We start from the raw sequence: 26234 nt of genomic DNA on the forward strand, positions 1-26234 counted from the left end.
GGGTCATTTGACCGCGAGTCTCTCTCTTTTTTTTAGGTTGTTGTATTTGATAAGCATACCAATCCGCCACGGGACGATCATTGCAAAAGCGAGAATGAAAAACATACCTGCTAGCTCGCCGACATTAATGGAGCTGCTGAGAATCAATTTCGCAACGAGCCGGAAAATCAGCAATCCCGCCAAGATAAAGAGGAAAGCTTTCGACCTTTTGACGAACAACTGACCATTCTTATGTTCAAAATTCGTAGTTGCAATTAAAATCGTGGAAAAGATCAGTCCTACAACAGCGGCCTCCATTACTTGACTCCATGGAACTTGGAACTGTGTAAATAAAAACATCAGCATCCCGGTAGACATGAATAATGGCGGCAGTATAATTCGTACGGGTGATATCGGACGCTCTGCTGCTCTTGAGCGTACAAAAAAACCAAGCAGTCCCATAAAGAAGAAGGCGACTGTGGATCCGACAATTAAGTAGACGGAAGGAATTTTTGTGAAAACGAAATCTATCAGTTCCTGAAGTTGACTCATTTTTCCAGCGCCTCCTTCAGTTCGTCTAACCGTTTAACCAACGGATCCATTGGAACGAATCGGGCAAAACGAGTCGTTTCTTTTCCCTGTCTGAATAACAACACAACAGGTGCTGTAAATAACGAAAGTTGACCTGCCATTTCAGGAACTTTTGCTGCATTCACATAAAGAAATGGAAACGGATATTCCTTTTCATAGGCTTCCACTTGTGGATACAGCCCATCGCATACAGAACAATGATCTGTTTTAACAAACAGCAGTAGTGCTTCGTGTTGTGACAATATTTTCTGCCATGCAGCGTAGGATGTTATTTCATCCATTGTTCCAGCCTCCCTAATGATTAAAATCCTTGGAAATCTCCAAAGATCGGACTTAGTAAGCTGATCAAGAATGTCATACCGTCAAAGAACAGCAAGATACCGAAGGCGATCATTAAGACTCCGCCAATACGCATAATGGTCCGGTTATGACGACGAATCCATCCGAGTCTCGTTACGAAGAATGAAAGCACGAAGAATGGAATCGCAAATCCAAGGACATATGTCATCATGTAAAGCATGCTTGAGCCTGGATTTGAAGCCGCCAGTCCGATGATTGCACCGATAATCGGTCCCATACAAGGCTGCCATCCTGCCGAAAAAGCCAGTCCAATCAGAGCCGATCCTAAATAGCCGGATGGACGGTTTTTAAACTGTAGTTTGCGTTCTTGCATCAAAAACTTCGGGGTGAAAATCCCCACTACCATGAGTCCGAATAATACGATGAATATAGCACCGATTTGCCGTAGGAGATCCATGTATTCTATAAAGAAACGGCCGATGAATGAGGAACCGAATCCAAGAAAAATAAATACAATTGAAAATCCTAAAAGGAAAAACAGCGTATGTAACATTCCGTTTCGGTTCATCCGCTTTTCATCCGACTTCAAATCTTCAATGGACATCCCAGTAATGTAAGAAATGAATGCTGGATACAGCGGCAGTACACACGGAGAGATGAAACTTAAAAAACCCGCGCCGAATGCAAGGAATACGTTCACATCTGTTGCCACGGAACTTCCCCCTTTAGTATATTCTCTTTTTCCTATCCATCGTATCAGAACACGACTTCGAATACGTACTTTTTGTCTGTGAACAGTTTATGACACATTAGAAAACCGTACGCAACATGTTATGCGTACGGTTTTCTAAACAGCTTAAGGTCAAGCCGTTTGACCATTTTGTAACTGATACATTTTATAATAGAGGCCTTTCAATTGAAGAAGCTGCTGATGGGTTCCGCGTTCAGCAATCTCTCCCTTATGCAGCACCAAAATCAGTTCTGCGTCTTGAATCGTACTTAGCCGGTGTGCGATGGCAATTGTAGTCCGGCCTTTTCGCATCTTTTGTAGACTGGCTTGGATTGCGATTTCCGTTTCTGTGTCGATATTAGCTGTAGCTTCATCAAGTACTAACACCTTCGGATCCACTGCCATTGTACGTGCAAATGCAATGAGCTGCCGTTGACCGCTTGAGAGGGTTGCTCCCCGCTCCATCACTTTGTGAGCGTATTCGCCTTCTAGTTGTTCAATGAACTTATTTGCTTGGACAAATTCCGATGCTGCTTTTACGTCTTCCAATGTCATCGATTCGTTATGCATGCGAATGTTGCTTTCAATATCCCCGTAAAACATAAATGGATCTTGAAGAACGAGCCCGACTTTGTTCCGTAATTCCTCCATTGGATAGGACTTCAGTGAGCGCCCATCGATGGTAATTGAACCATGTTCATACTCATAGAACCTCATAAGCAAGTTGATGATTGAACTTTTCCCGCTGCCGGTATGTCCAACCAGTGCAACAGTTTCACCAGCATTTGCAGTGAACGATATATCTTTCAACACATCCGTTTTGCCATCATAACTAAATGTTACGTCTTCAAAGACGATAGTTCCATCTGTGATTTTTGTGTCCTTTTCCAGCAGCTGCACAGGCTCCATGTCCGGCTCGTCAATCAGTGTAAAGACACGTGACGCAGATACTAGGGCTTGCTGGAAAATTGACAACCGATTCATCACTTGTTGAATAGGTTGGAACAAACGTCTTAATAATGTAGTGAATGCATAGATGACCCCAACGTCGACGGCCGATGATAGAGAAGTAAATCCAAAGTATGCGAGTGCGAAGACAACGACTGCTGCATACATGATATCTATGAATGGACCTAACAGAGCACTATCAAATCGAATGTTACGAAGACCTGCGCGATAGTGTCCGTCGTTGATGGATTTAAATTCATCAGCAAATCGCTGTTCTTGACGGAATGCTTGTACCATACCCATTCCGGACAAGGATTCTGATATTTTCCCATTCAATTGGCTGAGTCTTTCACGAATATCCTGATAGAAATCCGCACTATAGTAACGATAGACTGCAACTAACAGCAAGAATAAAGGAAGTAAAGCCATCGAGTAGAAGGCGAGGGTTGCATCCAGTGAAAAGAGTGCAATGTAAACGCCGACAATCCCGAAGATTGCTTGTAGGAAGGTCACGATGACACTGACAAACATCTCCTTGATAGCTTCTGTATCATTCGTTACGCGAGAGACGATTGAACCTGCTGGCGTTTTGTCAAAGTAACGCATTCCAAGTCCATGGATTTTTGTAAAGGCATCTACACGAATTTGTTGAATAATTTGTAGTGCAATTCGTTGAAATCGTAAGGACTGAAAGTATGAAATGATAACGATAGTAATTTGGACTATGATATAAGCAATCAGCAGTCGAACAACGCTTGTGCGTTCAAAGTCTAGTGTTACCAAGTGATTATCAATGAACGACTGAATGAGAAGCGGACTGACAATGCCTCCCGTAATCGTAATCACTAGTAATACTAAAGCAATCGTAATTGACAATTTATGAGGTTTTAAGTAGCGAAGCAATCTGATGAAAACACCTAATTGTTCACTCGCAGACATGCTTTTACGATTCGAATCCTGCATTATGCCTCACCTCCTTGTTCAACCGATGCTTCTAATTGCTGTAAATCATACATCTCTTTATAGGCGCCATCTAATGCCATCAGTTCAGTGTGTGTTCCACTTTCAACGATTCGGCCTTGCTCCATCACGATAATGTTATGAGCGTGCTGGATTGCACTTAACCGATGCGATGTAATAATAGTCGTTTCTCCATGTCGCGTTTCTTTTAATGAACGGAGAATAGCTTCTTCCGTTTTCGCATCTACTGCGGAAAGAGAGTCATCTAAAATGAGGAGCTCCGGTTTCATCAATAATGCACGTGCAATCGATATCCGTTGTTTTTGTCCGCCTGATAAAGACACGCCTCGTTCTCCTACTATTGTTTTATAGCCTTCTGAGAATTCTTGAATATCCTCATCGATATGAGCTAAGCGAGCTGCAAGGCGAATTTCTTCCATTTGAACAGTCGGATTCGCGAATGCGATATTTTCAGCAAGCGTCGTAGAGAATAAGAAATGATCTTGTGGTACATAACCGATAGATTCACGAAGACGCTGCTGACGATAATGTTGAATAGAATGTCCACCGAAGGTAATGAGCCCACTATAGTCGTCAAATTCTCGTAATAAAAGTTTCAAAATGGCTGTTTTCCCTGAACCAGTTTTTCCAACGATTCCAAGTGTTTCACCTTGTTTTAAAGAGAAGTGAATATCTTGAAGTGCTGGTTTTGAATCGTCAGGAAATGTAAAGGAATCGATATCTACTTTTAATTCTCCCTTAGGGCGTTCATCGATAGCTTCTTCTACGTCTTGCACTTCTGGATCTACTGACAGTAAATTGCGAATCCGTGTATACGATGCATTTCCTCGCTCGACAATATTAAATAAGAATCCGAAAGCGAGCATCGGCCATGTGAGTAAACCGAGAAATGTACTAAATGCGACCATATCACCGATTGTCATTTCACCAGCTAAAATGAAACGAGTACCGAAGATGAATGAAAGAATGGTAGAGACTGCAAAGATTCCTCCGATTGTCGGATCGAATAATGCATCTACACGTGCGACGCGCATGTTTTTTTCTACAACTTCTTCAGATAGCTGTTGAAAATCCTTAATATCTTCCTCTTGTTGACCAAACGTTTTAATCACTTTTACTCCTGAAATACTTTCTTGCGTCTTATCGTTCATACTTGAAAACGCTTCTTGAGCTGTACGGAAATGTTTACGTAGTAATTTCCCGTAGAATCGTGTCATCACAATCATTAAAGGAATAGGTATGAGTGCAATTAACGTCAGTTTCCAACTGATAGTCAGAGCCATTGTTAAAATAACAAATCCGCCAGTTGAAAGTGAGTCAAACAATGTTAGTACACCCATGCCAGCTGTCTGTTGCACAGCACTTACATCATTGGTTGCATGTGCCATTAAGTCGCCTACGCGTCTTTTTTGATAGAAAGCGGGTGACATTTTTAAAAAGTGGTCATATAATTGCTTTCGAATTGTACGAGCTAATACGATGGATGAACCGTAAATCATGACTCGCCAAATATTTCGGAAGATATACATAAGCACTCCGGAAACAGCTAGAATCACAAGCCATTTCGTTAATTGCTCAGAAGTTAAGCTGCCTGAAGTAACGTCATCTACAATATATCCGATGATTTTTGGCGGCAATACTTGCAGCAGCGCAACAAAAATAAGCGTGACAATCCCGATTATGTACTGCTTTTTTCGTTGTTTGAAAAACCAACCTAGGTCAATGAGTATGTTCAATAATCTCCCCTGCCAATCTTATAGTAGAACTTTGAATAGTTTAGCAGAAATTTCGTCGTTCGGATAGTTATTGACTCGGAGTAATCAGATTTCACATACAATTTCAATATCGGAAAAAGATAGGATGCGTGCTACTCCGTTATGCGTCATCACTCGCAATCGGCTCTTCTCAGGTTCTAAGCAGTGAATATGAAGTTCTTCCGTTTCCGGTTGTCCAGATTGCCAGTGCGTGATTGTAACAGGCTGATGGGTTTCCATCGCAGCAGCAATGATGTAGTTCCACTCTTCCAATTGTTGTTCATCGGGTTCACGACGAACCCTCAACGAATCTTCCGCTTGCCATGAACGCAACCGCTCAACATGTTCGGGCAGCATTAAAGCAGTCCACTTAATCTTGCCGCGATCTTGTAACATGATGTTCCCTCCTCGTATATTTAAATAAGTCTCTCTATTTCACATGCCCCCCAATCAAACTGGCCCGATGGCGTGCTGTTCCTGCATCGGTATACGAAACTGCACGTAAAACGGCAGCAGATCCATATTTACTGCGGAGTTCATCCACCGTCTCGCCCAGCTTTCGTTTCTTCCATTTATGCTGATCAAACAAGCTGAGCTGCATGGAATGCTCTTCCACTAAATTGGATAAGGAGAGTGACAATTGCCGAACCGGCCTGCCGTCATGAAATGTATCAAACAGTTCGGTACAAAGCGCATAGATCTTCATCGTATCGTTCGTTTCTTCCGGGAGTGACTTAGAACGGCTGAAGCCGCCTCCTAGTGCGTTTTTTGAATACCCTACCGATAACTGTACCGTCCTTCCTGCACGGCGTGCTGTACGTGCGCGCATTGCCACGTCTTCACACATTTCAAGGACTACTGCGAGTACATCCTCTCTGCGTTTGTAATCTCTGAACAAAATCTGGCCTTTCCCATAACTGACTTGCCCTTCAATCAGGGGCGCCCCTAATTCAGACAAATCAATGCCATGGGCGTGATGATAAAGCTGATTTCCCATCACACCGAATTTCTCTTCCAATTGGGATAAAGAGGCATGCGCAAGGTCGCCTACGGAGTAAATTCCCAATTCATTTAACGTGTGTTCAGTTCTTCTTCCAATCCCCCACATTTCACTAAGCGGTGCGATTGGCCATAGTTTAGCCGGTACGTCCTCATATCCCCAATAAGCAAAGCCTGTTTTCTTTGCTTCCAGATCGAGCGCGAGCTTAGACAACAGCATGTTAGGCCCCATTCCACAAGCAGAATGCAATTGGAATTGGCTAAGCAGGTCACTTTGAATGCGCGCGACTGTCTCACGGGGCGGCCCCCAGAGTCGCTCAGTTCCTTCCAAATCGACAAAGCTTTCATCGATGCTATACACGTGAATCGCTTCTTTAGGTACATATTGGTTCAACAAATGAGTGATCTCCATAGAGACTTTGATGTAAAATTCCATAGTCGGTTCAATGAGCTGAATGGAAGGATCATCCGGAATTTCAAAAAGCCGCATGCCTGTCTTAATACCGAAACGTTTTTTCAGGGGAGGCGAAGCGGCGAGCACAACACCGCCTTTTCGCTCTTTGTTTCCGATAATTGCAATTGGCGTTTCCATTACGTCCAATCCTTCGATTGCAGCTGCGCAACTGGCATAAAAACTGCGCATATCCAGGCAGATAATTTTACGTTCGGGTAATTGGTCCATTACGTCCCCTCCTAAGAACATTTGTTCCCTTATTATATGTTGAACAAACCCGATATACAACAGCCATTCCTTTCCAATTGCAATGAGACGTTGAGATTCTGCGATGAAATTACTGGAAATTTTTTTGGAAAACGCGTTATCATCGTGATAGGACACGAAAATGCCATGCTTTCCTGCAAAAAACTGTTGACTTGACATACTGATAATGATTATCATTGAGAAAAAGCCGGAAAGTAGGAATTATCATATGAAATCTCATGCCTTACTCACTTCAATGCTCGCTACGGGTCTTATTCTTTCAGGATGTGGCGCTGACAAGACAGCAACTGAGAAAGAATCAGCCGAAGCCGTTGCTCCAACTGATCTTCAACAAGAAACAGATGCATACAAAGAATTTGCAAAAGAACAAATGGACCAATTCGTTGTAGAAACAGAAAAATTTGTCAATGCCGTGAAAGAAGGCAAGATTGACGAAGCTAAAGCGATCTATCCTCTCGCCCGCATGTACTTTGAGCGTTCTGAACCGATTGCCGAAAGCTTCGGAGATCTAGACCCCCGCATTGATGCACGTCTTGCAGATTTGGAAGACGAAGGTCAAGGAGAAGAACAATGGTCTGGTTACCATAAAATTGAATACGGTTTATGGGTCGACAAAACAACAGAAGGCTACGAAGACGTTGCCGATCAGTTGCTAAAAGACGCAAAAGAATTACGCGCACGTGTTGAAACGGTTGAAGTCGGTACAGATTTAATGATTACAGGTGCTGTCGACTTGCTAAACGAAGTTTCGACATCCAAAATTACAGGTGAAGAAGAGATCTTTTCTCACACCGATTTATATGATTTCAAAGCGAACGTGGAAGGTGCAGAAAAGATTTTCAGCATTTTCGAACCGGTCATTAAACAAAAAGATGCTACGCTTTCAACTGATTTAACGAAGAAATTCGGAACGTTAAACACACTTCTTGCTAAGCATGAAGATGGAAACGGCGGGTATATTTCTTACGAGGAATTGACGAAAGAAGATACGAAGGAATTAGCCGATGCAGTAAATCAACTTGGTGAACCATTAAGCATGATGGGCATCGTAATGGAGTGAGAATCTAATGGCAGAAGACAAATTATTTGAGAAGAAGATTTCCCGACGTCAAATGTTGAAGCTGACAGGCGCCGGAGCTGCAGGTGCAGCGATTGGCGTTTCAGGACTTGGCGGGCTTCTTAATGTATTTGGAATGACTGCTGAAGACGACAATCCAGAATCGAAAAACAAGGTTAACTTCTATGGAACTCATCAGTCTGGTATCATCACGCCCGTGCAAACGCACATCTATTTTGCGTCACTTGAAGTACTTGTGAAGTCTCAAGCGGAACTGAAAGAGTTGCTCCAGCAATGGACACCTATGGCCGTTCGTTTAATGAACGGCGAACCTATCGGTGAAGTTTCTTCCAATGGATTCATCCCAGCGAAAGATACGGGAGAAGCAGGCGGACTCGATGCATCAGGCCTTACGCTGACCTTTGGAGTTGGGCCTTCTTTGTTCGATAAAAACGAGTTGGGACTCTCGTCAAAACGTCCCGCTGAACTCAAAGACCTCCCCCACTTCCCGAAGGATCAGCTGGACCCAGCTTACACGGGGGGCGATATCGCCATCCAGGCTTGTGCAGAAGATCCGCAAGTTGCATTTCACGCAGTGCGCAACCTAATTCGTGCCGCTTCAGGGAAAGTACGTTTGAAGTGGTCACAGGCCGGGTTCAACTCCTTCCCTGAAAAAAATAAGAAACGGGAAACACCGCGGAACTTATTTGCGTTCAAAGATGGCACGTCAGGACCGGATGCTGCAAGCAAAAAAGCGATGAATGACGTAGTCTGGGTAGATAAAGGATGGCTGGCTGGTGGAAGCTATATGGCGGTCCGCCGCATTCAGATGCACTTGGAAACATGGGACCGGACAGCACTTAGTGAGCAGGAAGCGACATTCGGCCGTCATCGCGAAACTGGAGCTCCGCTTAGTTTGAAAAACGAACTTGATGAAGTGCCGCTTGACCAAAAAGATGCGTCAGGTGAACCGGTTATCCCTGTAGACTCCCATGTACGGCTTGCAAAAGAAGCGAAAGCACAAATCCATCGGCGCTCGTTCTCCTACTCATCGGGGACAATGGATGCAACAGGTGCTTATGATGCCGGTCTGCTGTTCATCTCTTATCAAAAGGATCCGCAGCAATTCATCGCCATCCAAAAAAGTTTCGGCCGTGCCGATAAGCTGAATGAATACATCACACACCGTGGCAGTGCCTTATTTGCCTGTTTCCCTGGTGTTCAGAAAGGAAGCTATATCGGTGAATCCTTATTCAAAACTTTGTAAGCAGGCACTGCTCATCGCAGTCCTGCTTTTGTCTCTTTTACCTGCCTCCCTTGCGCGCGCAGAGGCACCTTCTTACAGTGACTTGTACATCGCAATCGGCGATGCTATCATGGCGTCCAAGCAAGACGACACGACAGCCTCAGATACGGCATTGGAAGAATTCAAAGCTACATGGCAGCAAAAAGACCATCCCGCAAAAGAAAGCAAGCAAGTTGAAAGTGCGCTGAAAGATGCAGAGCAGGCGAAAGGATCTGCACAGCGTCTGGAAGCGTTAACTGTCCTGTCAAAAGCATTACATGCACTGGAAAAGGCTGAAAACCCTGTGGATGAACAAGCAGAAAGGCTCGCGTTTGAAAAAGCGGTCACTCCGGATCTGGAAAAATTAGGAGATGCTATTCAATCAGGGGATATAGAAGCAGTCCGTACTTCTGAAAAGAAGTTTCTAGCGACGTGGACGCGTAATGAACGTCCAGTGCGCGAACAAAGTATCTCAGCATATGGCACAATCGAAACGCAAATGGCCTTTTTGCGTATTGCATTAGCAGAAGACGCACCAAGTCAGACGGATCTGGAGCAGACGTATACTTCTCTCGAACAGGCAATTACTTCATTTGCAGCAGGCGAAATGGCGCAAGGCGCTGCGCCAGTCACGGACGATTCACTCGATACACTCACTTCCCTTTTAGCGGATAGTCGTGCGGCTCTTGCTGAAGGGGATGCAGATACTGCGGTCGCTGATCTTCGTGAATTCATCATGAGCTGGCCGAATGTCGAAGGTCAAATTCGTACAAAAGATGCGGCACTCTATACAAAGATTGAAAGCCAAATCCCTTTGCTTGCTGGAAAACTTACAAGCCCAAAAGCAGATAGTAAAAAAATATCGAGTGACATTGCCAGTCTGCAGCAGCAGATTGAACTCGTGAAAGAAAGCACATCGTATACGTTTTGGGATTCAGCACTTATTTTACTGCGGGAAGGATTAGAAGCGCTTCTCATCATTATCGGATTGGTGGCATTTCTGAAGAAAGCAGGACAGCCTCAACTTGCTAAATGGATCTATACAGGTTCAGCGGTAGGAATTACAGCAAGTATCGTTGCAGCCGTGCTGATGACAACCATTCTTAACTCCGTAACGATCGGAAGCAGCCGCGAAATTATGGAAGGTGTCATTGGACTCGCAGCAGCTGCCATGATGATCGGAATGGGCGCATGGCTGCATCGTAAATCGTCTGTTACTGCATGGAATGACTACATTGCGCGTCAAATGGGGACCGCGGTTTCTAGTAAAAGCGCTTGGGCAATCGGATTACTCAGTTTCTTGACGGTATTCCGTGAAGGTGCAGAAACCGTCGTGTTCTATGTTGGAATTGCACCGAACATGAACTTGTCCGAGTTTCTACTCGGGATTGCAGTGGCGCTCGTCATATTAGTTGCTGTTGCTGTAGTGCTATTGAAAGCTGGTAACCGAATTCCAATCCACCGATTATTTGCGGTGGCAACAGTTTTCATCTATATACTCGCATTTAAAATTATCGGTGTAAGTATCCATACACTTCAATTGACGGATATCTTCCCTACTTCTATTGTGGACGGACTTCCCGTCGCAGCAGCAATCGGATTTTATCCGACGTGGGAAACCCTTGCAGGACAGCTTGTGCTAGTAGTAACAGTAGTAGCAATGTTTGCTATCAAAAAACGATTGCCTGCTCGAAGTGCCGTTTCCTCTTAAAGGAAGCGGTATTTTCTATCTTCGACAAAATACGAGCATAGAAATTGACTGTAACTTCCAAACTAAGGTACACTTCGCTAAATACGCACTTATTACATAGGAATAGGAGAGAACCGATGTTATCGAAACTATGGCGTGGTTACCGGGATAGTTCATTTGTACTTAAAATGTCCATCGGATTTCTTGCAGGAATTGCAGGCGGTCTTGTATTTGGACAAAAAATGGCTATATTCCAACCACTTGGTACACTATTAATCAACCTATTAAGTCTCGTTGCCATTCCAGTAATATTTTTAACCGTTGTGCTCGCGGTAGATCAGATGAGCATGAAGCAACTTGGCAGAATGGGCTGGAAACTGATTCTCTATTACATGGCCACTACAGCGGCTGCTGTAGGAATTGGCGTCGGACTGGCTTTGCTGTTCCAACCAGGACAGTATTTAACACTTCCCAATACGAAAGTGGATACACCAGCTGCACCAAACTTCTCCGATGTTTTATTGCAAATGGTACCGTCCAATATGTTTGAAGCTTTTTCTGGCGGTAATGTAATGGGTATTATTTTCTTAGCTGTCATAATTGGTCTTGCAATTTCAGCAATGAAGTTTTCTACGGAAACAGAAATGCAGAAACAGGGGCAATTGTTGGACAGAATTATCATCGCATTGAAAGAAATGTTTTCAAAACTCCTTACAGGCGTCTTGCTTTATGCACCAATCGGCGTATTCGCAATTAGTGCAACCGCATTTGGCAGCCAAGGATGGGAAACCTTCAAGTCGCTGCTAACGTTCACAGGGGTATTCTACTTAGGAGTTATTCTGCTGTGGGTATTTGTTTATACTGCATTTCTCCGGTTATCTGGAAACCCAGTGATGAATTTCTTCAAGTCTACGAAAGAAGCTTACACAACTGCTTTTTTCACATCCAGCAGTATTGCATCGCTGCCAATTGCAATCAAGGCCGCGCAAAAAGCCGGCGTGTCTGAAAGAACAGCAAACTTTGCCCTCCCTCTTGGGGCGGTGTTCAATTCAGATGGCGGTGCCCTTCGGATGGGTGTCTCGATTGTCTTCGCAGCAAATATTACAAATTTAGAGCTTTCAGTTTCGAGCTTCTTCCTGATCGTTATTGTCGGAACGCTGCTCTCGATTGGAACGGCAGGTGTCCCTGCAGCTGGTCTTGTAACGCTTGCGGCTGTCTTGACGATGTTTGGTCTGCCTCTTGAAATTGTCGCTCTCATTGCGGGTGTCGATGCGATTATCGGTATGGGCGGAACCGCTTCAAACGTTGTCGGTGACATCGTGGGTGCAGTTGTAGTGGATAGTTCAGAAAAAAAGAAAGTGACGACGTGAATAGTTGAATAGAAACATGAAAACCGCCAATTCAAAGATGAATTGGCGGTTTTCCTTTTAGTTTGGCGGAGCTGTTTTATAAATATCATGAGAGACGTTACCTATCCTATCTTTGAGATAAATAACCGGCAATTGCTTGATTAAGATATTTTGGAATCTTCTCTTCCTTAATATGCGCAATCTGTTCAAACGTGTTCCCTTGTTCCAGGAGTGAATGAACAATTTCCCACCCAGCGTAGTATGCTTCCCGTTCATGACCCGTTGTTCCATTTCCGAATGTGAACTTAGTTACGGTTTCAGAAGAGGAGTCCGTTAGAAATGGAATAATGCCTAAAATGATTTCCCTTTTTTTCTTCGCACAAGACTGTAACCAACCCTTCTTGGATTCAATGTAGCATTCATCCGTTTTTCCAGGAATTACATATTTACTTAGCTGGGCAGCCAGCCCTTCTTGAAGTATTGTAGAAGCAATCGTTCTTTCCCACTCTGCCGTTAGATGAGCAGTACGTGCATGTACGACATGTGTAAGTTCGTGCACTAAAGTAATATCGGAGTCCCCATTTTCAATCGGCAGGCAGAGGGCTAACCTGTCTTCGTCGAAAGGAGCGACAAAAGCATTATTCTCGAAGCCGCCCACGAAGTAAATGACAACCAATTGAATTGGCAAATCATACCCAAGCACTTCTTTGACTTTCGTTAGGTGTGCTTTGACTTTTTCGATATCAGGTGACCACTTTTCTATAACAGACAAGTGCTGACCGTATTCTTTCCATGCATCCTCCAGCAATTGTCTAGCCATTGCCTGCCCCTGATCACCAGGAGGAACAGCGGCAAAATTATAATGCCCTTCCCACAGCTCCCACCTTGCAGTTTCGTCATGATCGGGTTGGTTTGCCAGTTCGTAGAAATTTAAAAAATTAGGCACTAGATTTCTAATTTCGATTTGATCCAATTATTTTCAATCTCCATTCTTATCCTGTTATGAGCCGTGTCCGTCAACCTTTAAAACTGTTTAACACCATTATCCGCCCATAATACGATTCGATCGGGCCAGTCCTTTTTCAGCTGTCGCCATCATTTCATCAAACAGTTCCTGAACGGTCGGAACGTCTTGAATCAGTCCGATGACCTGGCCGCCCCATCCAAAGCCGGCATTGTCATCGCCTTCATAGATGTAAGCCAGGTTCGCTTCCCCGCTGATCATGTCTTTCAGCTCCTCGTAAGCCGCTCCTTCGTTCTCTTTCTTAATAATACTCTCTGTAAAACGAGATTTCAGCACACGTCCCGGCGCACCGAGACTTCTTTTGATAATGACTGTATCCCTCTCGTTCCCTTCTAAAATTGCCTGCTTGTAGACCTCGTTCGCGTGGACACATTCCTGTGTGGCAATGAATCGAGTGCCCATTTCGATGCCTTCAGCTCCTAAAGAAAACGCAGCCAGTAAGCCCCGTCCGTCACCGATGCCGCCGCTTGCGAGGACCGGGATGGAGACAGCGTCAACTACACGCGGAGTCAGGACCACAGTTCCTATATCTTCCCGACCGATATGTCCGCCGCCTTCCTGGCCCACTGCCATCACCATGTCCGCACCGAGTTCTTCGGCTTTTTGAGCTTGCCGGACACCGGAGACAAGGACAAGGGTTTTGATAGACTCCCCTTCAAGCCTTTCGAAAACGGGCTGCGGGTTGCCGCCGGTAATCGAGAGGGCTGGCACTTTCTCTTCAATCGCCACTTCCAGCAGTTCTTTATAGTTGCCGTCATGCCTCGCAATCGCAAAATTGACAGCAAACGGCTTATCTGTCAGTGTGCGGACTTTCCGGATTTCCTCCCGCAGCCGATTCGGCGTCTTCAATGTGGCTGCCGTGATCTGTCCGAGTCCGCCGGCATTCGACACGGCAGCAGCTAGCTCCGCATAAGCCAAGTAGGCAAGGCCTCCTTGAATAATCGGGTAATCGATTCCTAGCATTTCAGTTACTCGTGTTTTCATATGACGAATGCTCCTTTTTTTCGTTTTGGGTATTCGTGTGTTGTGTTTTCAGATACGACATCATCAAAGCGCGTGGCAAACAAGACAAAATGTCCAGTTATCCCTCTTTTCTAGTGACATTGTCATTCTTTAGATTGTTTCGAGTGAAAATACCTAAGATCAAAGCAACTATATTTAAAACGAAAAATATAATGTGATAGGTACTTGGAGACCCCGCAACAAGATAGTATCCGTATCTTAATGTATTAAAGCTCAATACGACAATTAGAAAAACAAACAGCTTATTGCTCATAGTGCATCCCTCCCGCGATATGTATTATTCTGTTTTAACATTGTCCAAATCACTATCAAGAAAAGACTTTTTTTCTGTAGCTTACTCACCAGGAACTTCAGCTGACCGTCTGATGACCCGTCGATTAATACCATTTCAATTATTTTACGCAGGACCTTTTCTTTGGTTCCTGACATCCAAATAAAAATGCAAAATCAAAGAATGCATTCAAAGTTATTGCGGTTGTCTTTCCAGCATACTTGGCGTCACTTCTTCAGTGACAATTAAATAGGGTCTATTTTGAGACCAATTGACCGAAACCGGAACATTGTATGTTTCAGTGACAAGGTCGTTCTGCAAAACTTCTTTTTTAGGACCAGATGCAATGATCTTTCCTTCTTTCAACAGAAGCACATGTGAAATCTCTTTCACCAACTCTTCTACATGATGCGTCACGTAGACAATATGACAACCGTTTATCGCTACTTTTTCCAATGAATTTAAAAATTGTTCACGCGATAAAATATCCAGCCCTGAACACGGCTCATCCAAAATAAGCATATCTGGATTACTCATGAGCGCGCGTGCGATAAGCACCCTTCTTTTTTCTCCTTCAGACAGCAAATGGATCTGTGTCCCCTTTACATACGACAGCCTGAAATCGTTCAACAGCTGATTCGCTTGCTCCCAATCTTTCTCTTCCGTTTCTTCGTAAAGCCCGAAACTTGCATACTTACCGCTCACAATGACGCTTTCAACGGTTTCATTTTGAAAGTATTGGGAGAAACGTTCCAGTGAACTGCTGACAAATCCAATACGTTTACGCAGTTCGGGCAAATTCGTTTGTCCAAACCGGTTGCCAAGCACTGTCGCTTCCCCACTGGAAGGAAAATGATTTCCTGAAATGATATTCAGTAAAGACGTCTTACCTGAACCATTCAAACCAAGGATTGCCCAATGCTCGCCTTTTTGAATGTCCCAGTCGATTTGCTGTAAAATCGTTTTCCCGCCCCGTTCGAAATTCACGTTATGCAATGAAACTATGTAATTCACTTAAACCCCTCCTATTTAAAATCATCACAGTAGTTCAATCTTCATTGGAGCAAAAGCAATGGCTAGTTAACTATCCAACCTACCTAAAAACGTGAGTACCCGCTGCAGCAGCAGATCCGCTGAGTCGGCATCATAGTCTGGCAGACTGTCATCGGCAAAGAAGTGCTGGTCTCCTTTGTATACGAAAAGTTCTGCACATTCAGAAGCAGCGACAATCTCCTGTGCCGCTTCAAGATCTCCTTCTTCAGCGAAGAAAACGTCGTGATCCATGCCGTGGATTTGCACAGGAAGTTCAGACGGCCACGAAGTACCAAAAGCAGATGGCGGCGCGCAAGAAGAGATGAACACCGCCCCGCGTGCTCCTTTACGGTTCATCGCAAGGTTCTGAGCAGCCATGACGCCAAGTGAATATCCGGCATAGACAATTTCGCGCGGCAGCTTACTTGCCGTCTGCTCGGCTCTTTTTTGAAGTGTGTTAAAACCGATGTCTTCCACATAAGCGAACCCTTCTTCTACTGTTGAAAAGGTGCGGCCTTCGAAAAGATCGGCGACATGGACAGTGTGACCTGCCTGTCTAATACGCGCTGCAATGTGATGGATTCCTTCGGTGCAGCCGAGCACATGGTGAAATAAAAGGACTGTTTTCATCTGTTTCCCTCCCGGTTCTGCAAATTATTTCTATAAACAGATTGCCCGAAACTGTACGTTAGTCATTCCGATATTAATCTATTCATTGCGGCATTCTGGACTGACAATACATGAGTAGGCGGTGCCTTATTGATGGTTCTTATCAATTAAAAGGGAGGTCAAGCTGCCAGGAAACACCGAAACGGTCATTCAGCCAACCGAACTTCTTACTGAAACCATAGTCTCCTAAAGGCATGAGCGCTTGCCCGTCTTCGAGCAGCTTTTCATACAGCGTGTCAATTTCCGTTTCGGACTCACATGTGAGGAAAATGGAAATGGAAGGTGTGAACGTAAAAGCATGATTCACATGACTATCAATACACATGAATTCCTGGCCTTTCAGATTGAACAATGCACGGACCACAGTCCCTTCCTCCCCGGCTTCGTTGGCTCCGTAGCGGGTTATGCTCGAAATGCCTGAATCCTCAATGATGGATGTGTAATAGTTCATCGCTTCTTCAGCTTTTCCCTCTTGAAACATTAAAAATGGAGTGACTTTCTTCATTGGTCAACAATCCTTTCGTGTTTTAAGTATGCTTTCTGTTCTTATGGAACAAAATGGTTGTGAAAGTAGACAGATCCGGTACTCATTCCATTGTACTTGAATTATAAGAAAAGTTAGTAAGATATCTATGTTTTTCGTGGAAATTACAGTATTGACTATTCGATTTAATCAGTTATCCGTAACAAACCAAGGAAATTCCCCATGTATTGCCAACTACCTAACATTCACAAGACAAAACTGTAACATTACGCTATCCAGTGTAGAAAAGGAGTAGAGTGGAAACACATCAATTTCCTTGAGGTGCTTAATTATGAACATAAAACGTTTATCCTGGGTGGATGGCGCCAAAGGATTTTTAATGATCCTGGTTGTCATTGGACATTACCCCGGCCAGCTTGATTTCCCGTTAGTTAAATATATTTATTGGTTTCACATGCCTGCTTTCTTTATTTTAAGCGGGCTGTTTTTTAAGCCGGTGATTGAAAAAGGCTTAATGAAAGGCTCGGTTCATAAACGATTTATGCAATTAATTGTACCTTATTTGTTTTTCCTAGGAAGCATTACGCTGATCCGTTATGGGATAGAAATCGGTTCGGGCAACCTGGACATATCGTGGTATGTAAACGATTTTTGGACACTTGTTGTTGGCGGGCGCTTTGCTCGTGGTGCATACGGTGTTTTCTGGTTTGTTACAACGCTATTCTTTACACATTTGTTCTTCTTATGGATGACCAAATACTTTAGCCTTACGAAACAAATTATTATTTTGGCCATCTCCTATACGATTGCACACTATGAAAGCTTTTTTGCGATGAGCGTCATAGGAGGAGCACCAGATACTGCATCCCAAACGGTTCCGATGATTTGGAACATCGACGTTGTACTGATGGCAGTCGTCTATTTTTCGTTAGGTTATTATATGAAGAGTATATGGATGAACGTTTCGAGAAAGTGGTTAATCGTGGCATTAATAAGCAGTGTAACAGCCATTTCGCTAGATAGATTTCATGTAATTGATTATCATTTAAGTATGAAGTTTTTACGGTATGAACATTTCATTTTAGATTTAGTCATTCCGATAACCTTCACACTTGCACTAGTTGGCATATTCCAGTTCATGGCTGCCCAGCTGTCAGTAAAATGGCTGCAAACTATCGAGAAGCATTCCTTAACCATTATGTATTTGCATATCTTTACAGATATTTTGTTAAACGACTATTTCACGTATGGACTTGTTGGGTTCACAGCATTCGGCTTGGTTGTACCAATCGTTCTTTCGATTGTCATACAGAAGTTTATACCGCACGGAAAGCTCCTCCTTGGCGGGTTTAGACAAAAAAAGACTGCGCCCAATCCGGCAATTATGAATTAAAATCACTCAGCGGTATTCGACAGAAGAAACACCCGTGTGAGAAGCGGACTTGAATGTCTGATTCTCACACGGGTGTTTTGTATTTATTTATGATACGTTTTTAAAGGAAGAAATCTTAATGTCCAGTTTAAAAAACGGCTGTTGTTTAACAGTCATCTCCCTAGATTATAATGAAATTTCAAGTCATTTATTTACCGTATAACGTAATTCAACGAATTGATTAAAAGTTCTTGTACCTGCAAAAGTAAGATCCAGCTGATAATTGCCTGCCTTAAATAAAGGAATACCCTCTCCGATAATTGTCGGTGCGACAGTCACAATTAGTTCATCGATTAACTTTTCCATTAAAAATGTATGAAGTATATCACCACCGCCAACTATCCAGATATTTCTCCCATCTTCTTTTTTTAAGTCATTAGTAAAGTTAACGATATCTTCATTTACAAACTTCACTTCGTTTGTATCGTCGGATTGGGATCTGGAAAAAACGTAACAGTCCTTATTTGGATAGGGGAATTGACCTTTTTCTTGTTCCATAATCCAGTCATACGTTCTTTTTCCAATTAATATTGTATCGATTGTCTCGTAAAACTCTGAATAGCCATTATCCCCTTCCCCCTCAACTTTAAATAACCAATCAAGTGAGTCCTCTTTTGTAGCGATGTAACCATCCAAGCTTTGTGCAATATACAATACAATCTTTCGTTCTTTTTTCATGAAAAGTCTCCTAACTCTTTGTTGGCTTATTATTTCCTCATATATACCATGGTACTATATAATCCATCTGGTTTGGTTAGTTCATAATAAAACCATATTACAGACAGAGTATATTGTCTCCTTAACGTATATTAATATTCCTTATGCTATGATAGCGGGGTAAATTAAAACTTATCGGTGTAAGAGGTGAAAATCTCCAACCCGTAAATTAAATATATAAAACAGGAGGAATTCTAAAGTGATTATTCATCCAATCAAAGCTTTTTCTGATAATTATATTTGGTGCATTCAAGAAGAAACAGAGGCAGTTGTGGTTGATCCAGGAGAAGCGGGAGTTGTCCTTGATTACCTTGAAAAAAAGCAGCTTCGTTTGGCGGCCATACTTTTAACTCATATGCATGAAGATCATACCGGCGGGGTACGGGAGATTCTAGAGAGTCATCCGGAAATTCTTGTTTATGGGCCAGAAGAAACGATAGGTATGGTGAATCGTATTGTAAAGGAAGAGGACACCTTCGACTTGCTGGGTCAAACTTTCCAAGTCTACGAAACAGGTGGTCATACGCATGGCCATATCAGTTTTTTAATGGGAAATCATCTATTTTGCGGAGATGCCATGTTTTCAGCAGGATGCGGAAGGGTTTTTACCGGGGATTACGAAGCTCAATATGAAACATTGCAGAAATTTAAGCGCTTGGATGATACAATACATGTATATCCTGGACATGAGTATACCGAAACTAATTTACGTTTTGCATATAACCTATATCCAGAAAATAAAATAATCTCTAAATCATTAGAAGAAATTAAAGGACTGCGTGCAAAAGGACAACCCACACTTCCGACTACGATTGGAAGAGAGAAAGACATTAATCTCTTTTTGCAAGCAGAAACAGTGAAGGACTTTGTCGAATTGCGTACCGCTCGTGATGACTTCTAAAGCGAGTACCTTTATTCAAGCGCATCAAGTGTACTTATATGGTCACTATGATAAGATAAGGTCAATAAAATTACGGAGGATGATACCATGGACCAAGTGCTTGTTGAAATTTGTTTACGTGTGAGAGACATTGATGCTACTTTAGATTTTTATACTGAACTTTTTGATTTTGAAGTAGCCAGTCGCAGAGAATTCCCTGAGGATAAATTTGATTTAATCTATCTAAATGCTCCAGGTTCTTCAGTACAAATTGAACTTACTTATAATTATGATGCAGAGCCATATGTTATAGGAAATGGTTTCAGTCATTTAGGCTTAACAGTTAATGATTTAGAAAAAATGCATGAAATTTGTAAAGCTTCTTCTTATGAAACAGGAGAATTAAAAGGTCTTTCAGGTGGAACACCTTCTTACTTCTTTGTAACTGATCCTGACGGCTATAGAATCGAAGTAAAGCGTAAGCACTAAAACGATCTAAATACACAAATGATTATAAAAAGCCTACCTCTTAACTCTCTAATGTAAAACAGAGAAACGAGGATTAGGCTTTTATTTTATATTGACTATACTTTCCTCATAAAACTTCATTTTCTTCTGCCGCCATCTCGACTGCATTTTTTTGGTGCAAATCATTCAATTTTAGATATGAATTCCTCGATTTAGGTTTGCCTTTTCTCTGAATAGAATTCTTCATGTGTCGACATATGAAAAGTACCAAGTATAAGAACTTTCGCCTTTTGCTGTTACAAAGAAAATCTCCACTCTAACCCCTATTTCTTCTCTAATGTTAGCCTTTTCACTCTCATGTAGGTTATTTTTTCGTTAAAAGGATTAAGTTATAAATTCCACTCAAACCATCGGCCATGACCATCCGTAGCGCCAATTGTCTTTTTGTACTCCACCCCATTTACATAGTAGTCGAGGTGAAGCTGTCGATCCCACATATTGTTGTAAATATGAAAAACGTCTCTTACGCGTCCGATTTTCGTAATACTATCTAACAAGTCAACCTTCGATTCGTTTGGAATTTGGTTTGCGACATGTGTATGAAAGATACAAACTGCGGAATCTTCAGGCAGCGTTTCAATTATGTCTGAGAGTAAAAGTACTCCATCCCCTTCCACCAAATTTAGTGGATTTTCTTTTAGGCACTCAGCGGCACTGTCAAATAACTTCAAGCGTTCTTGGTGTTTTGGCCAAATAAGTGCCTTTAGCCATAAATAATCTTCCGGATTTGATAAATCACTTATGTTGAGATCCAGGCCGACTTTAGATGAAATCGGTGGGGGTTCAGTAGGTAAGAATGGAGCACGCTTCCCTCTGATTTCTGAAGTTACATGTACACTAGCCCCTTCACTGCCATACGTTTTTCCGGTTCCATAAGAATAGCTATAGTGATCCCACAGAAGCTGAAGGCCCGCGCTTGTTCCGATTTCAATAATCGACAAAGGTTTTTCCGCTTTGCTGTAGATCCATGAAAAGACTGGATAGAGATAGCCGCAGCGCCTAACTTCATTTGTTTGGACGAACTTACTCTCTAGTATTGGAACAATTTCATTTCGATATCTGTCACAGAAATCTTTGAAATTGCTGAAGGTCTCGTTGTCTATTTTCCTTTGCGGATTTGTAACACTTCTATAATAGTCTTTTAATGGATGTACAGTTCCTTTTAATAGAAGATAATGAACAGCCCCGAATAATAGATTAGGGACGGGCTGCCCTTTTGGAACTGCCTGGCATAAATCGAGCAGATCATCGTCTTCTGCAATTTTCACAGACAAAAATTCATAGATTTCACTGGAGCCTTTACACTCCATGTTTCCAAAGTTCATAAAGTTTTTGGCCATTTGAGAATCCAACATCAAACTGTCCCTCCCCAAAATTCGTCCATATCAGTGAACGATTCCATTTAAAATGCGATATGCAGATTATCATTGAATATAATTCATTCCAGGATAATTATATCATGTCGTTATCTGACAATACACTGTTCCTGGAAAACTTCGATAATGGACAACCCATCTTCTAATCTGTTCCTACTTAAAAATATAAATTTAAAAAAAGCACTGCTGCGAATCATTTGTAATGATGTGTTTATGTAGCGTTCATATTGCGGGAGTACACTGAAGGTAATCAATAGCGGAGGTGTTTTTCATGCAAATGGCGTGGAAAGAAGTTAAAAAAAGTAAAATGAAATTCCTGATACTCGGTTCAATCATCTTTTTGGTCAGCTTCTTGACTTTCATTATCTCTGGACTTGCAAATGGCTTGTCAGAAGACAATGCGGCTCTTATCAAAAATGTTCCAAACGGACAATTCTACTTAAATGATGATGCGAAACAAACGGTTAATCTTTCGAAAATAGATGTGGACCAGCAAGATCAGCTGCTTGCTGATTATCAAGGTGCAACTGCAATGTCTATTCAAATGGGGTTTGTGAACGATACAGAAGACAAACAGCACAGTGTCGCGTTTGTCACTTCTACTGATAGTGAACTGTTTCCGAATGTCAATGACAACGAAGTCGTGCTGGATGCTTCATTGAAAGACGAAGGGATTAAAGTCGGCGATACGTTGATGAACAACCAATTCAGTGGTGAGTTCAAGGTTACTGGTTTTGTAGATAAGCAAAAATACAGCCATGCTCCTGTCGCTTTCATCAGCATGAAAAACTATCAAGAAATTTATCGTGTAATGGAAATGCAGACAATCTACATTCCAGGGTCGGATGCCCCTGACTCCTTAAAAGGACTTGAATCATTCAACAATAAAGAATTCTTGAATACAATTCCGAGTTATGGCGCAGAACAGATGTCACTTAATATGATTATTTGGTTCCTCGTTGTCATTAGCGGTATGTTGTTTGCGATTTTCTTCTATATGATGAACGTTCAGAAAATCGGATTATATGGAATCTTGAAAGCAATCGGCGTGAAAACCAGTTCATTGTTCAGCATGATGTGGTACCAAATGCTTCTTATTACAGTGGTCTCACTCGTGTTGTCAGTAGCGCTTAGCCAACTGTTCACTATGGTGGCACCTGCAAGCATGCCGTTTAGCTTACCAATCGAGACAACATTGTTGTTGTCAGGTGTATTCTTAGTAATTGGGTTCATCGGTGCGACAGTATCCGGATTCCAAATCAAAAAAGTGGAGCCATTACAGGCGATCCAACAAGGAGAGATGTAAGATGGGGATTTTCACAATTGACGATGTTGAAAAAACATTTAAAACTGGGGATGTCAGTGAGAAAATTTTAAAAGGCGTGGATCTCGAATTGAACGAAGGTGAAATCACTGCACTCGTCGGGCCTTCCGGCTCTGGTAAATCGACAATTCTAACGATAGCTGCCGGATTGCAGAAGGCATCTGGCGGACAGGTGCTGTTCGACGGCAAAGACATGACGCAGATGAATCAGGAAGAAATCCGGAAGATCCGGTCAAGTGAATTCGGATTCGTCTTCCAATCTTCTCATCTTGTTCCCTTTTTAACGGTAGAAGATCAGTTGCTGCTTATGCTTGACGTTGCTGAGACAAGGTTGAATAAAAAACAACAAAAACAAGAAGTCTCAAAAGTACTTGACCTAGTCGGCATGTCACACAGGAAAGATGCGTACCCTTCTTCCTTATCCGGTGGCGAAAAACAACGCGTTGCGATTGCACGTGCAATCATTCATCAGCCGAAAATGCTGTTTGCAGATGAACCAACAGCCAGCCTGGATTCCAAACGTTCTAAAGAAGTGATGGAGATCATTCGAGATTTAACAAAAACACTTAAAATCACAACACTTATGGTGACGCATGATGAAGAAATGCTTCCCTATGCAGATCGTATCGTAACGATGAAAGACGGATTAATCGATTAACACCAATCACCCCTCATTCGAGCGATCTGAATGAGGGGCTTTTTGGGCAAACTAAAAACAAAAGTTGAATTAAAATTCAACACAATTTTACACAATTCTGGTAGGATGGATACAAACATTAGTTGAAAAGGAGGCGACTCGATGCGCAATATCTTTACGATTTTCAAACGGGATGTTCGCAATATCTCAACAAACTGGGTCGCAGCGATATTAATTGGCGGCTTGATTTTTTTGCCTTCATTGTATGCTTGGTTGAACATCTATGCTTCCAGCGATCCGTATGGCAGGACGGACAAATTACCAGTTGCTGTAGTAAATGAAGATGTCGGTGCAGATGTAAAAGATGAGCACATCAATACGGGGAAAGAGATTGTTTCGACCCTGAAAGAAAATCCTTCAATGGAATGGCACTTTGTCTCCCGGAAAAAAGCGCTGGACGGTGTAGAATACGGAGATTATTTTGCTGTCATGGTATTGCCCGATAACTTGTCTGAACAACTCGCTTCTGTAGTTTCAGGCAATCCTCAAAAAGCGGAAATCGATTATTACGTGAACGAAAAGTTAAACTCCATTGCACCTAAAATTACAGAAAAAGGTGCAACGGTCATTGTAGACAAAGTCAGCAGTCAGTTCGTATCGACTGTGAATGGCGTCATATTCGATATGATGAATAGACTCGGACTTGAACTGGAAGCCGACTTGCCTGACGTTCAAAAATTCGAGAACTACGTGTTTGACGCGGAAAAAAGTTTGCCTGAAATCTATAATCTCTTAAACCGTGGATTAGATGATGCAACAGACGCACAGGCCATCATTCATCAAGCGCAAGGCAAACTACCCGAAGCGAAACAAATTACAGATGATGGTCTTGGACAAATTAATCGGACTGTTAGTTATCTGAATGAAGCTGAACAAAAACTTAACGAAATGTCTCCTAAAATCAAGGCGGACTTAAAAAAAGTGAGTGACATTTCAAATGAAGCAAATGATTTCCTGAAACAGCTTCAAGGTGTGCAGTTGGATTTCACTGAACTGGACAAAGCCAAAAAGGCCCTGGACGACCGGGTGACAACGAGTATTGAACGAGTAGATGGGGTGCAGCAAGATCTCACCCGATTGCAGGAGTTAGTCCAGCAAATTCCGAGACCTGATGAAAAACCTTCACCTGGTACAGAAGAAAATCCCGATAATGGTGAAAATGCAGAACAGCGGCCGACCCCTTCCCTGCCCACACCAGATTTGTCAGGGAGATTGAACGATGCAATTACAAAAACGGAAGATCTTAAAAACTTGTTGATAGAAGCACAAACAAATGCAAGAACTGTTAATGCAGTCGTTCAAGGTAAAGCGGAAGAGTTGGATCAAGCTGTTGATGATTTACAAAAAATTGCAGGCAATACTTCAGTTGAATTAGATCGTTTTATGAAGGAATATGTGAATACAATTGAACCAACTGTTCTGAAAGAGATTTCTACAGCGAAAGGAACGTTAGGACAAGCTAAGGGGCTTCTGATAGAAATTCAGTCCACTCTTCCAAAAGTCCAAACAATTCTTGGGAATTCTGATCGAGAATTGACTGAGGGTAAAGGCACCATTGAAAAAGCGGTTGCAGAATATCCGTATGTCTCTGAAAAAGTGAATCAACTTGCGGATAAGATACGCAGCATCCAAGGAGAAACAGATATTAACGAAATCATCAAGCTGCTTCAAAACGATCCGAACGCTGAGAAAAGTTTCTTTGAAGAACCGATTCAATTAAAAGAAAATCGACTCTTCTCAATCGAGAATTACGGAACTGGGATGACACCATTCTATACCGTACTCTCGTTATGGGTTGGCTGTCTCCTTCTAATCTCGCTGCTGTCCACAGATGTCCATGGCGATGAGTTTACAAGACGGCAAGTCTATTTTGGCCGATTGCTGACATTCGGTCTTATCGGATTGCTTCAGACGTTTATTGTCGTCGGCGGAGATCTCTTACTATTAGACGTTCACATACGAGAGCCGCTTTGGTTTATTGTATTTGGTGTAATCATTAGTGTCGTTTTCATGTCGATCGTCTACACGCTCGTTTCAGTATTCGGAGATGTTGGTAAAGCGATGGCGATTGTCATGCTTGTCTTGCAAATCGCAGGCTCAGGCGGAACGTATCCCGTTGTTCTATTACCGGATTTCTTCGGAGCCATTAATCCATTCCTTCCATTTACGTATGCAATCGATGTCATGCGTGAAGCTGTTGGCGGTATAGTATGGGAGCGTGTTGCAAAAGATCTGACTTTCCTTGCGGTTTGTTCGGCTGCATTTATCTTATTTGGCGCGTTATTAAAAGAACGCATTAACAAAGGCACAGACAAACTTCTGAAAAAATCGAAAGAAGCAGGTATTTTCCATTAAACAAAAAGAGCACCTCCTGTTGTCATAGCAGACAACAG

23 protein-coding genes and 1 pseudogene are annotated in these 26234 nt (G+C 42.5%); 10 read left to right on the plus strand and 14 right to left on the minus strand.

Annotated elements, in window-relative coordinates; translation table 11 throughout:
* Positions 1 to 3 precede the first annotated feature (3 nt).
* The 7 genes from QT716_RS05450 to QT716_RS05480 all read right to left on the minus strand — a co-directional run bounded on the left by QT716_RS05450 (position 4) and on the right by QT716_RS05480 (position 6964).
* The gene (locus tag QT716_RS05450) at positions 4 to 531 is read right to left on the minus strand and encodes a CcdC family protein (RefSeq protein WP_317935034.1); all 528 of its coding nucleotides are present in this window, start codon (positions 529 to 531) and stop codon (positions 4 to 6) included.
* The gene (locus QT716_RS05455; protein WP_317935035.1) at positions 528 to 851 is read right to left on the minus strand and encodes a thioredoxin family protein; all 324 of its coding nucleotides are present in this window, start codon (positions 849 to 851) and stop codon (positions 528 to 530) included. Before QT716_RS05455 ends, QT716_RS05450 begins: the two co-directional genes overlap by 4 nt.
* Before the next feature lie 20 nt (positions 852 to 871).
* The gene (locus tag QT716_RS05460) at positions 872 to 1582 is read right to left on the minus strand and encodes a cytochrome c biogenesis CcdA family protein (RefSeq protein ID WP_317935036.1); all 711 of its coding nucleotides are present in this window, start codon (positions 1580 to 1582) and stop codon (positions 872 to 874) included.
* Positions 1583 to 1732: 150 nt separating this feature from the next.
* On the minus strand, positions 1733 to 3511 hold the full coding sequence (locus QT716_RS05465; RefSeq protein WP_317935037.1) for an ABC transporter ATP-binding protein: 1779 nt from the start codon (positions 3509 to 3511) through the stop codon (positions 1733 to 1735).
* The gene (locus QT716_RS05470) at positions 3511 to 5265 is read right to left on the minus strand and encodes an ABC transporter ATP-binding protein (protein ID WP_317935038.1); all 1755 of its coding nucleotides are present in this window, start codon (positions 5263 to 5265) and stop codon (positions 3511 to 3513) included. Before QT716_RS05470 ends, QT716_RS05465 begins: the two co-directional genes overlap by 1 nt.
* Before the next feature lie 84 nt (positions 5266 to 5349).
* Positions 5350 to 5679 carry a YolD-like family protein gene (locus QT716_RS05475; protein ID WP_317935039.1) on the minus strand — a complete coding sequence of 110 codons (330 nt, stop codon included), beginning with the start codon at positions 5677 to 5679 and terminating at the stop codon, positions 5350 to 5352.
* A 34-nt stretch (positions 5680 to 5713) separates the two neighbouring features.
* Positions 5714 to 6964: a Y-family DNA polymerase gene (locus tag QT716_RS05480; protein ID WP_317935040.1), complete on the minus strand. Its 1251-nt coding sequence runs from the start codon at positions 6962 to 6964 to the stop codon at positions 5714 to 5716.
* Positions 6965 to 7211: 247 nt separating this feature from the next.
* On the opposite strand from QT716_RS05480, the gene efeO reads away from it, so the two are divergent.
* From efeO to QT716_RS05500, 4 genes are all read left to right on the plus strand, one after another.
* Positions 7212 to 8063 carry an iron uptake system protein EfeO gene (gene efeO / locus QT716_RS05485; RefSeq protein WP_317935041.1) on the plus strand — a complete coding sequence of 284 codons (852 nt, stop codon included), beginning with the start codon at positions 7212 to 7214 and terminating at the stop codon, positions 8061 to 8063.
* Between the two features lie 7 nt (positions 8064 to 8070).
* Entirely contained in the window at positions 8071 to 9327 is a 1257-nt protein-coding gene (efeB, locus tag QT716_RS05490; RefSeq protein ID WP_317935042.1) for an iron uptake transporter deferrochelatase/peroxidase subunit, read from the plus strand.
* Positions 9302 to 11056: an FTR1 family iron permease gene (locus QT716_RS05495; protein ID WP_317935043.1), complete on the plus strand. Its 1755-nt coding sequence runs from the start codon at positions 9302 to 9304 to the stop codon at positions 11054 to 11056. The genes efeB and QT716_RS05495 overlap by 26 nt, the downstream gene beginning before the upstream one ends.
* Positions 11057 to 11172: 116 nt before the next feature.
* On the plus strand, positions 11173 to 12405 hold the full coding sequence (locus QT716_RS05500) for a dicarboxylate/amino acid:cation symporter (RefSeq protein ID WP_317935044.1): 1233 nt from the start codon (positions 11173 to 11175) through the stop codon (positions 12403 to 12405).
* Positions 12406 to 12511: 106 nt separating this feature from the next.
* On the opposite strand, the gene QT716_RS05505 is transcribed toward QT716_RS05500, so the two are convergent.
* From QT716_RS05505 to QT716_RS05525, 5 genes and pseudogenes are all read right to left on the minus strand, one after another.
* Positions 12512 to 13330 (minus strand): DUF2268 domain-containing putative Zn-dependent protease, encoded by an 819-nt coding sequence (locus QT716_RS05505; protein WP_317935045.1) that lies wholly within the window; start codon positions 13328 to 13330, stop codon positions 12512 to 12514.
* A 96-nt stretch (positions 13331 to 13426) separates the two neighbouring features.
* On the minus strand, positions 13427 to 14392 hold the full coding sequence (locus QT716_RS05510; protein ID WP_317935046.1) for an NAD(P)H-dependent flavin oxidoreductase: 966 nt from the start codon (positions 14390 to 14392) through the stop codon (positions 13427 to 13429).
* A 505-nt stretch (positions 14393 to 14897) separates the two neighbouring features.
* The gene (locus QT716_RS05515) at positions 14898 to 15716 is read right to left on the minus strand and encodes an ABC transporter ATP-binding protein (RefSeq protein ID WP_317935047.1); all 819 of its coding nucleotides are present in this window, start codon (positions 15714 to 15716) and stop codon (positions 14898 to 14900) included.
* Positions 15717 to 15782: 66 nt separating this feature from the next.
* Positions 15783 to 16373, minus strand: a pseudogene (locus tag QT716_RS05520) (dienelactone hydrolase family protein); the annotation flags it as partial.
* Positions 16374 to 16506: 133 nt separating this feature from the next.
* Complete coding sequence (locus QT716_RS05525) at positions 16507 to 16908, minus strand: VOC family protein (protein WP_317935048.1); 402 nt, start codon at positions 16906 to 16908, stop codon at positions 16507 to 16509.
* 310 nt (positions 16909 to 17218) lie between these two features.
* Here QT716_RS05525 and QT716_RS05530 point away from each other — a divergent pair, with 310 nt between their 5' ends.
* Positions 17219 to 18280, plus strand: a complete 1062-nt coding sequence (locus tag QT716_RS05530) for an acyltransferase family protein (protein WP_317935049.1) — start codon at positions 17219 to 17221, stop codon at positions 18278 to 18280.
* Positions 18281 to 18463: 183 nt separating this feature from the next.
* On the opposite strand, the gene QT716_RS05535 is transcribed toward QT716_RS05530, so the two are convergent.
* Positions 18464 to 18997 (minus strand): dihydrofolate reductase family protein, encoded by a 534-nt coding sequence (locus QT716_RS05535; protein WP_317935050.1) that lies wholly within the window; start codon positions 18995 to 18997, stop codon positions 18464 to 18466.
* A gap of 238 nt (positions 18998 to 19235) precedes the next feature.
* Between QT716_RS05535 and gloB the strand changes: the two genes are divergently transcribed.
* Both gloB and gloA read left to right on the plus strand, forming a co-directional pair.
* The gene (gene gloB / locus QT716_RS05540) at positions 19236 to 19937 is read left to right on the plus strand and encodes a hydroxyacylglutathione hydrolase (protein ID WP_317935051.1); all 702 of its coding nucleotides are present in this window, start codon (positions 19236 to 19238) and stop codon (positions 19935 to 19937) included.
* 87 nt (positions 19938 to 20024) lie between these two features.
* Positions 20025 to 20405, plus strand: coding sequence for a lactoylglutathione lyase (gloA, locus tag QT716_RS05545; protein ID WP_317935052.1), 381 nt, complete (start codon positions 20025 to 20027; stop codon positions 20403 to 20405).
* A 368-nt stretch (positions 20406 to 20773) separates the two neighbouring features.
* Here gloA and QT716_RS05550 read toward each other — a convergent pair whose 3' ends face one another.
* Positions 20774 to 21802, minus strand: coding sequence for a DUF2332 domain-containing protein (locus QT716_RS05550; RefSeq protein WP_398292516.1), 1029 nt, complete (start codon positions 21800 to 21802; stop codon positions 20774 to 20776).
* A gap of 289 nt (positions 21803 to 22091) precedes the next feature.
* On the opposite strand from QT716_RS05550, the gene QT716_RS05555 reads away from it, so the two are divergent.
* The 3 genes from QT716_RS05555 (at position 22092) to QT716_RS05565 (ending at position 26196) form a co-directional block, all read left to right on the plus strand.
* Positions 22092 to 23126, plus strand: a complete 1035-nt coding sequence (locus QT716_RS05555) for an ABC transporter permease (protein WP_317935054.1) — start codon at positions 22092 to 22094, stop codon at positions 23124 to 23126.
* A 1-nt stretch (position 23127) separates the two neighbouring features.
* Positions 23128 to 23802, plus strand: a complete 675-nt coding sequence (locus tag QT716_RS05560; protein ID WP_317935055.1) for an ABC transporter ATP-binding protein — start codon at positions 23128 to 23130, stop codon at positions 23800 to 23802.
* Between the two features lie 141 nt (positions 23803 to 23943).
* Positions 23944 to 26196: a YhgE/Pip domain-containing protein gene (locus QT716_RS05565; protein WP_317935056.1), complete on the plus strand. Its 2253-nt coding sequence runs from the start codon at positions 23944 to 23946 to the stop codon at positions 26194 to 26196.
* Positions 26197 to 26234 lie beyond the last annotated feature (38 nt).

This window comes from Sporosarcina aquimarina, from assembly GCF_033253705.1.
GTDB classification, from domain to species: Bacteria; Bacillota; Bacilli; order Bacillales_A; family Planococcaceae; genus Sporosarcina; species Sporosarcina aquimarina.

Coding starts and splice junctions, on each gene's coding strand:
- QT716_RS05535 (WP_317935050.1), bottom strand. CDS start 18,997: ATGAAAAAAGAACGAAAGATTGTATTGTATATTGCACAAAGCTTGGAT.
- efeB (WP_317935042.1), top strand. CDS start 8,071: ATGGCAGAAGACAAATTATTTGAGAAGAAGATTTCCCGACGTCAAATG.
- QT716_RS05525 (WP_317935048.1), bottom strand. CDS start 16,908: ATGAAGAAAGTCACTCCATTTTTAATGTTTCAAGAGGGAAAAGCTGAA.
- QT716_RS05530 (WP_317935049.1), top strand. CDS start 17,219: ATGAACATAAAACGTTTATCCTGGGTGGATGGCGCCAAAGGATTTTTA.
- QT716_RS05555 (WP_317935054.1), top strand. CDS start 22,092: ATGCAAATGGCGTGGAAAGAAGTTAAAAAAAGTAAAATGAAATTCCTG.
- efeO (WP_317935041.1), top strand. CDS start 7,212: ATGAAATCTCATGCCTTACTCACTTCAATGCTCGCTACGGGTCTTATT.
- QT716_RS05455 (WP_317935035.1), bottom strand. CDS start 851: ATGGATGAAATAACATCCTACGCTGCATGGCAGAAAATATTGTCACAA.
- QT716_RS05465 (WP_317935037.1), bottom strand. CDS start 3,511: ATGCAGGATTCGAATCGTAAAAGCATGTCTGCGAGTGAACAATTAGGT.
- gloA (WP_317935052.1), top strand. CDS start 20,025: ATGGACCAAGTGCTTGTTGAAATTTGTTTACGTGTGAGAGACATTGAT.
- QT716_RS05450 (WP_317935034.1), bottom strand. CDS start 531: ATGAGTCAACTTCAGGAACTGATAGATTTCGTTTTCACAAAAATTCCT.
- QT716_RS05565 (WP_317935056.1), top strand. CDS start 23,944: ATGCGCAATATCTTTACGATTTTCAAACGGGATGTTCGCAATATCTCA.
- QT716_RS05510 (WP_317935046.1), bottom strand. CDS start 14,392: ATGAAAACACGAGTAACTGAAATGCTAGGAATCGATTACCCGATTATT.
- QT716_RS05500 (WP_317935044.1), top strand. CDS start 11,173: ATGTTATCGAAACTATGGCGTGGTTACCGGGATAGTTCATTTGTACTT.
- QT716_RS05475 (WP_317935039.1), bottom strand. CDS start 5,679: ATGTTACAAGATCGCGGCAAGATTAAGTGGACTGCTTTAATGCTGCCC.
- QT716_RS05560 (WP_317935055.1), top strand. CDS start 23,128: ATGGGGATTTTCACAATTGACGATGTTGAAAAAACATTTAAAACTGGG.
- QT716_RS05480 (WP_317935040.1), bottom strand. CDS start 6,964: ATGGACCAATTACCCGAACGTAAAATTATCTGCCTGGATATGCGCAGT.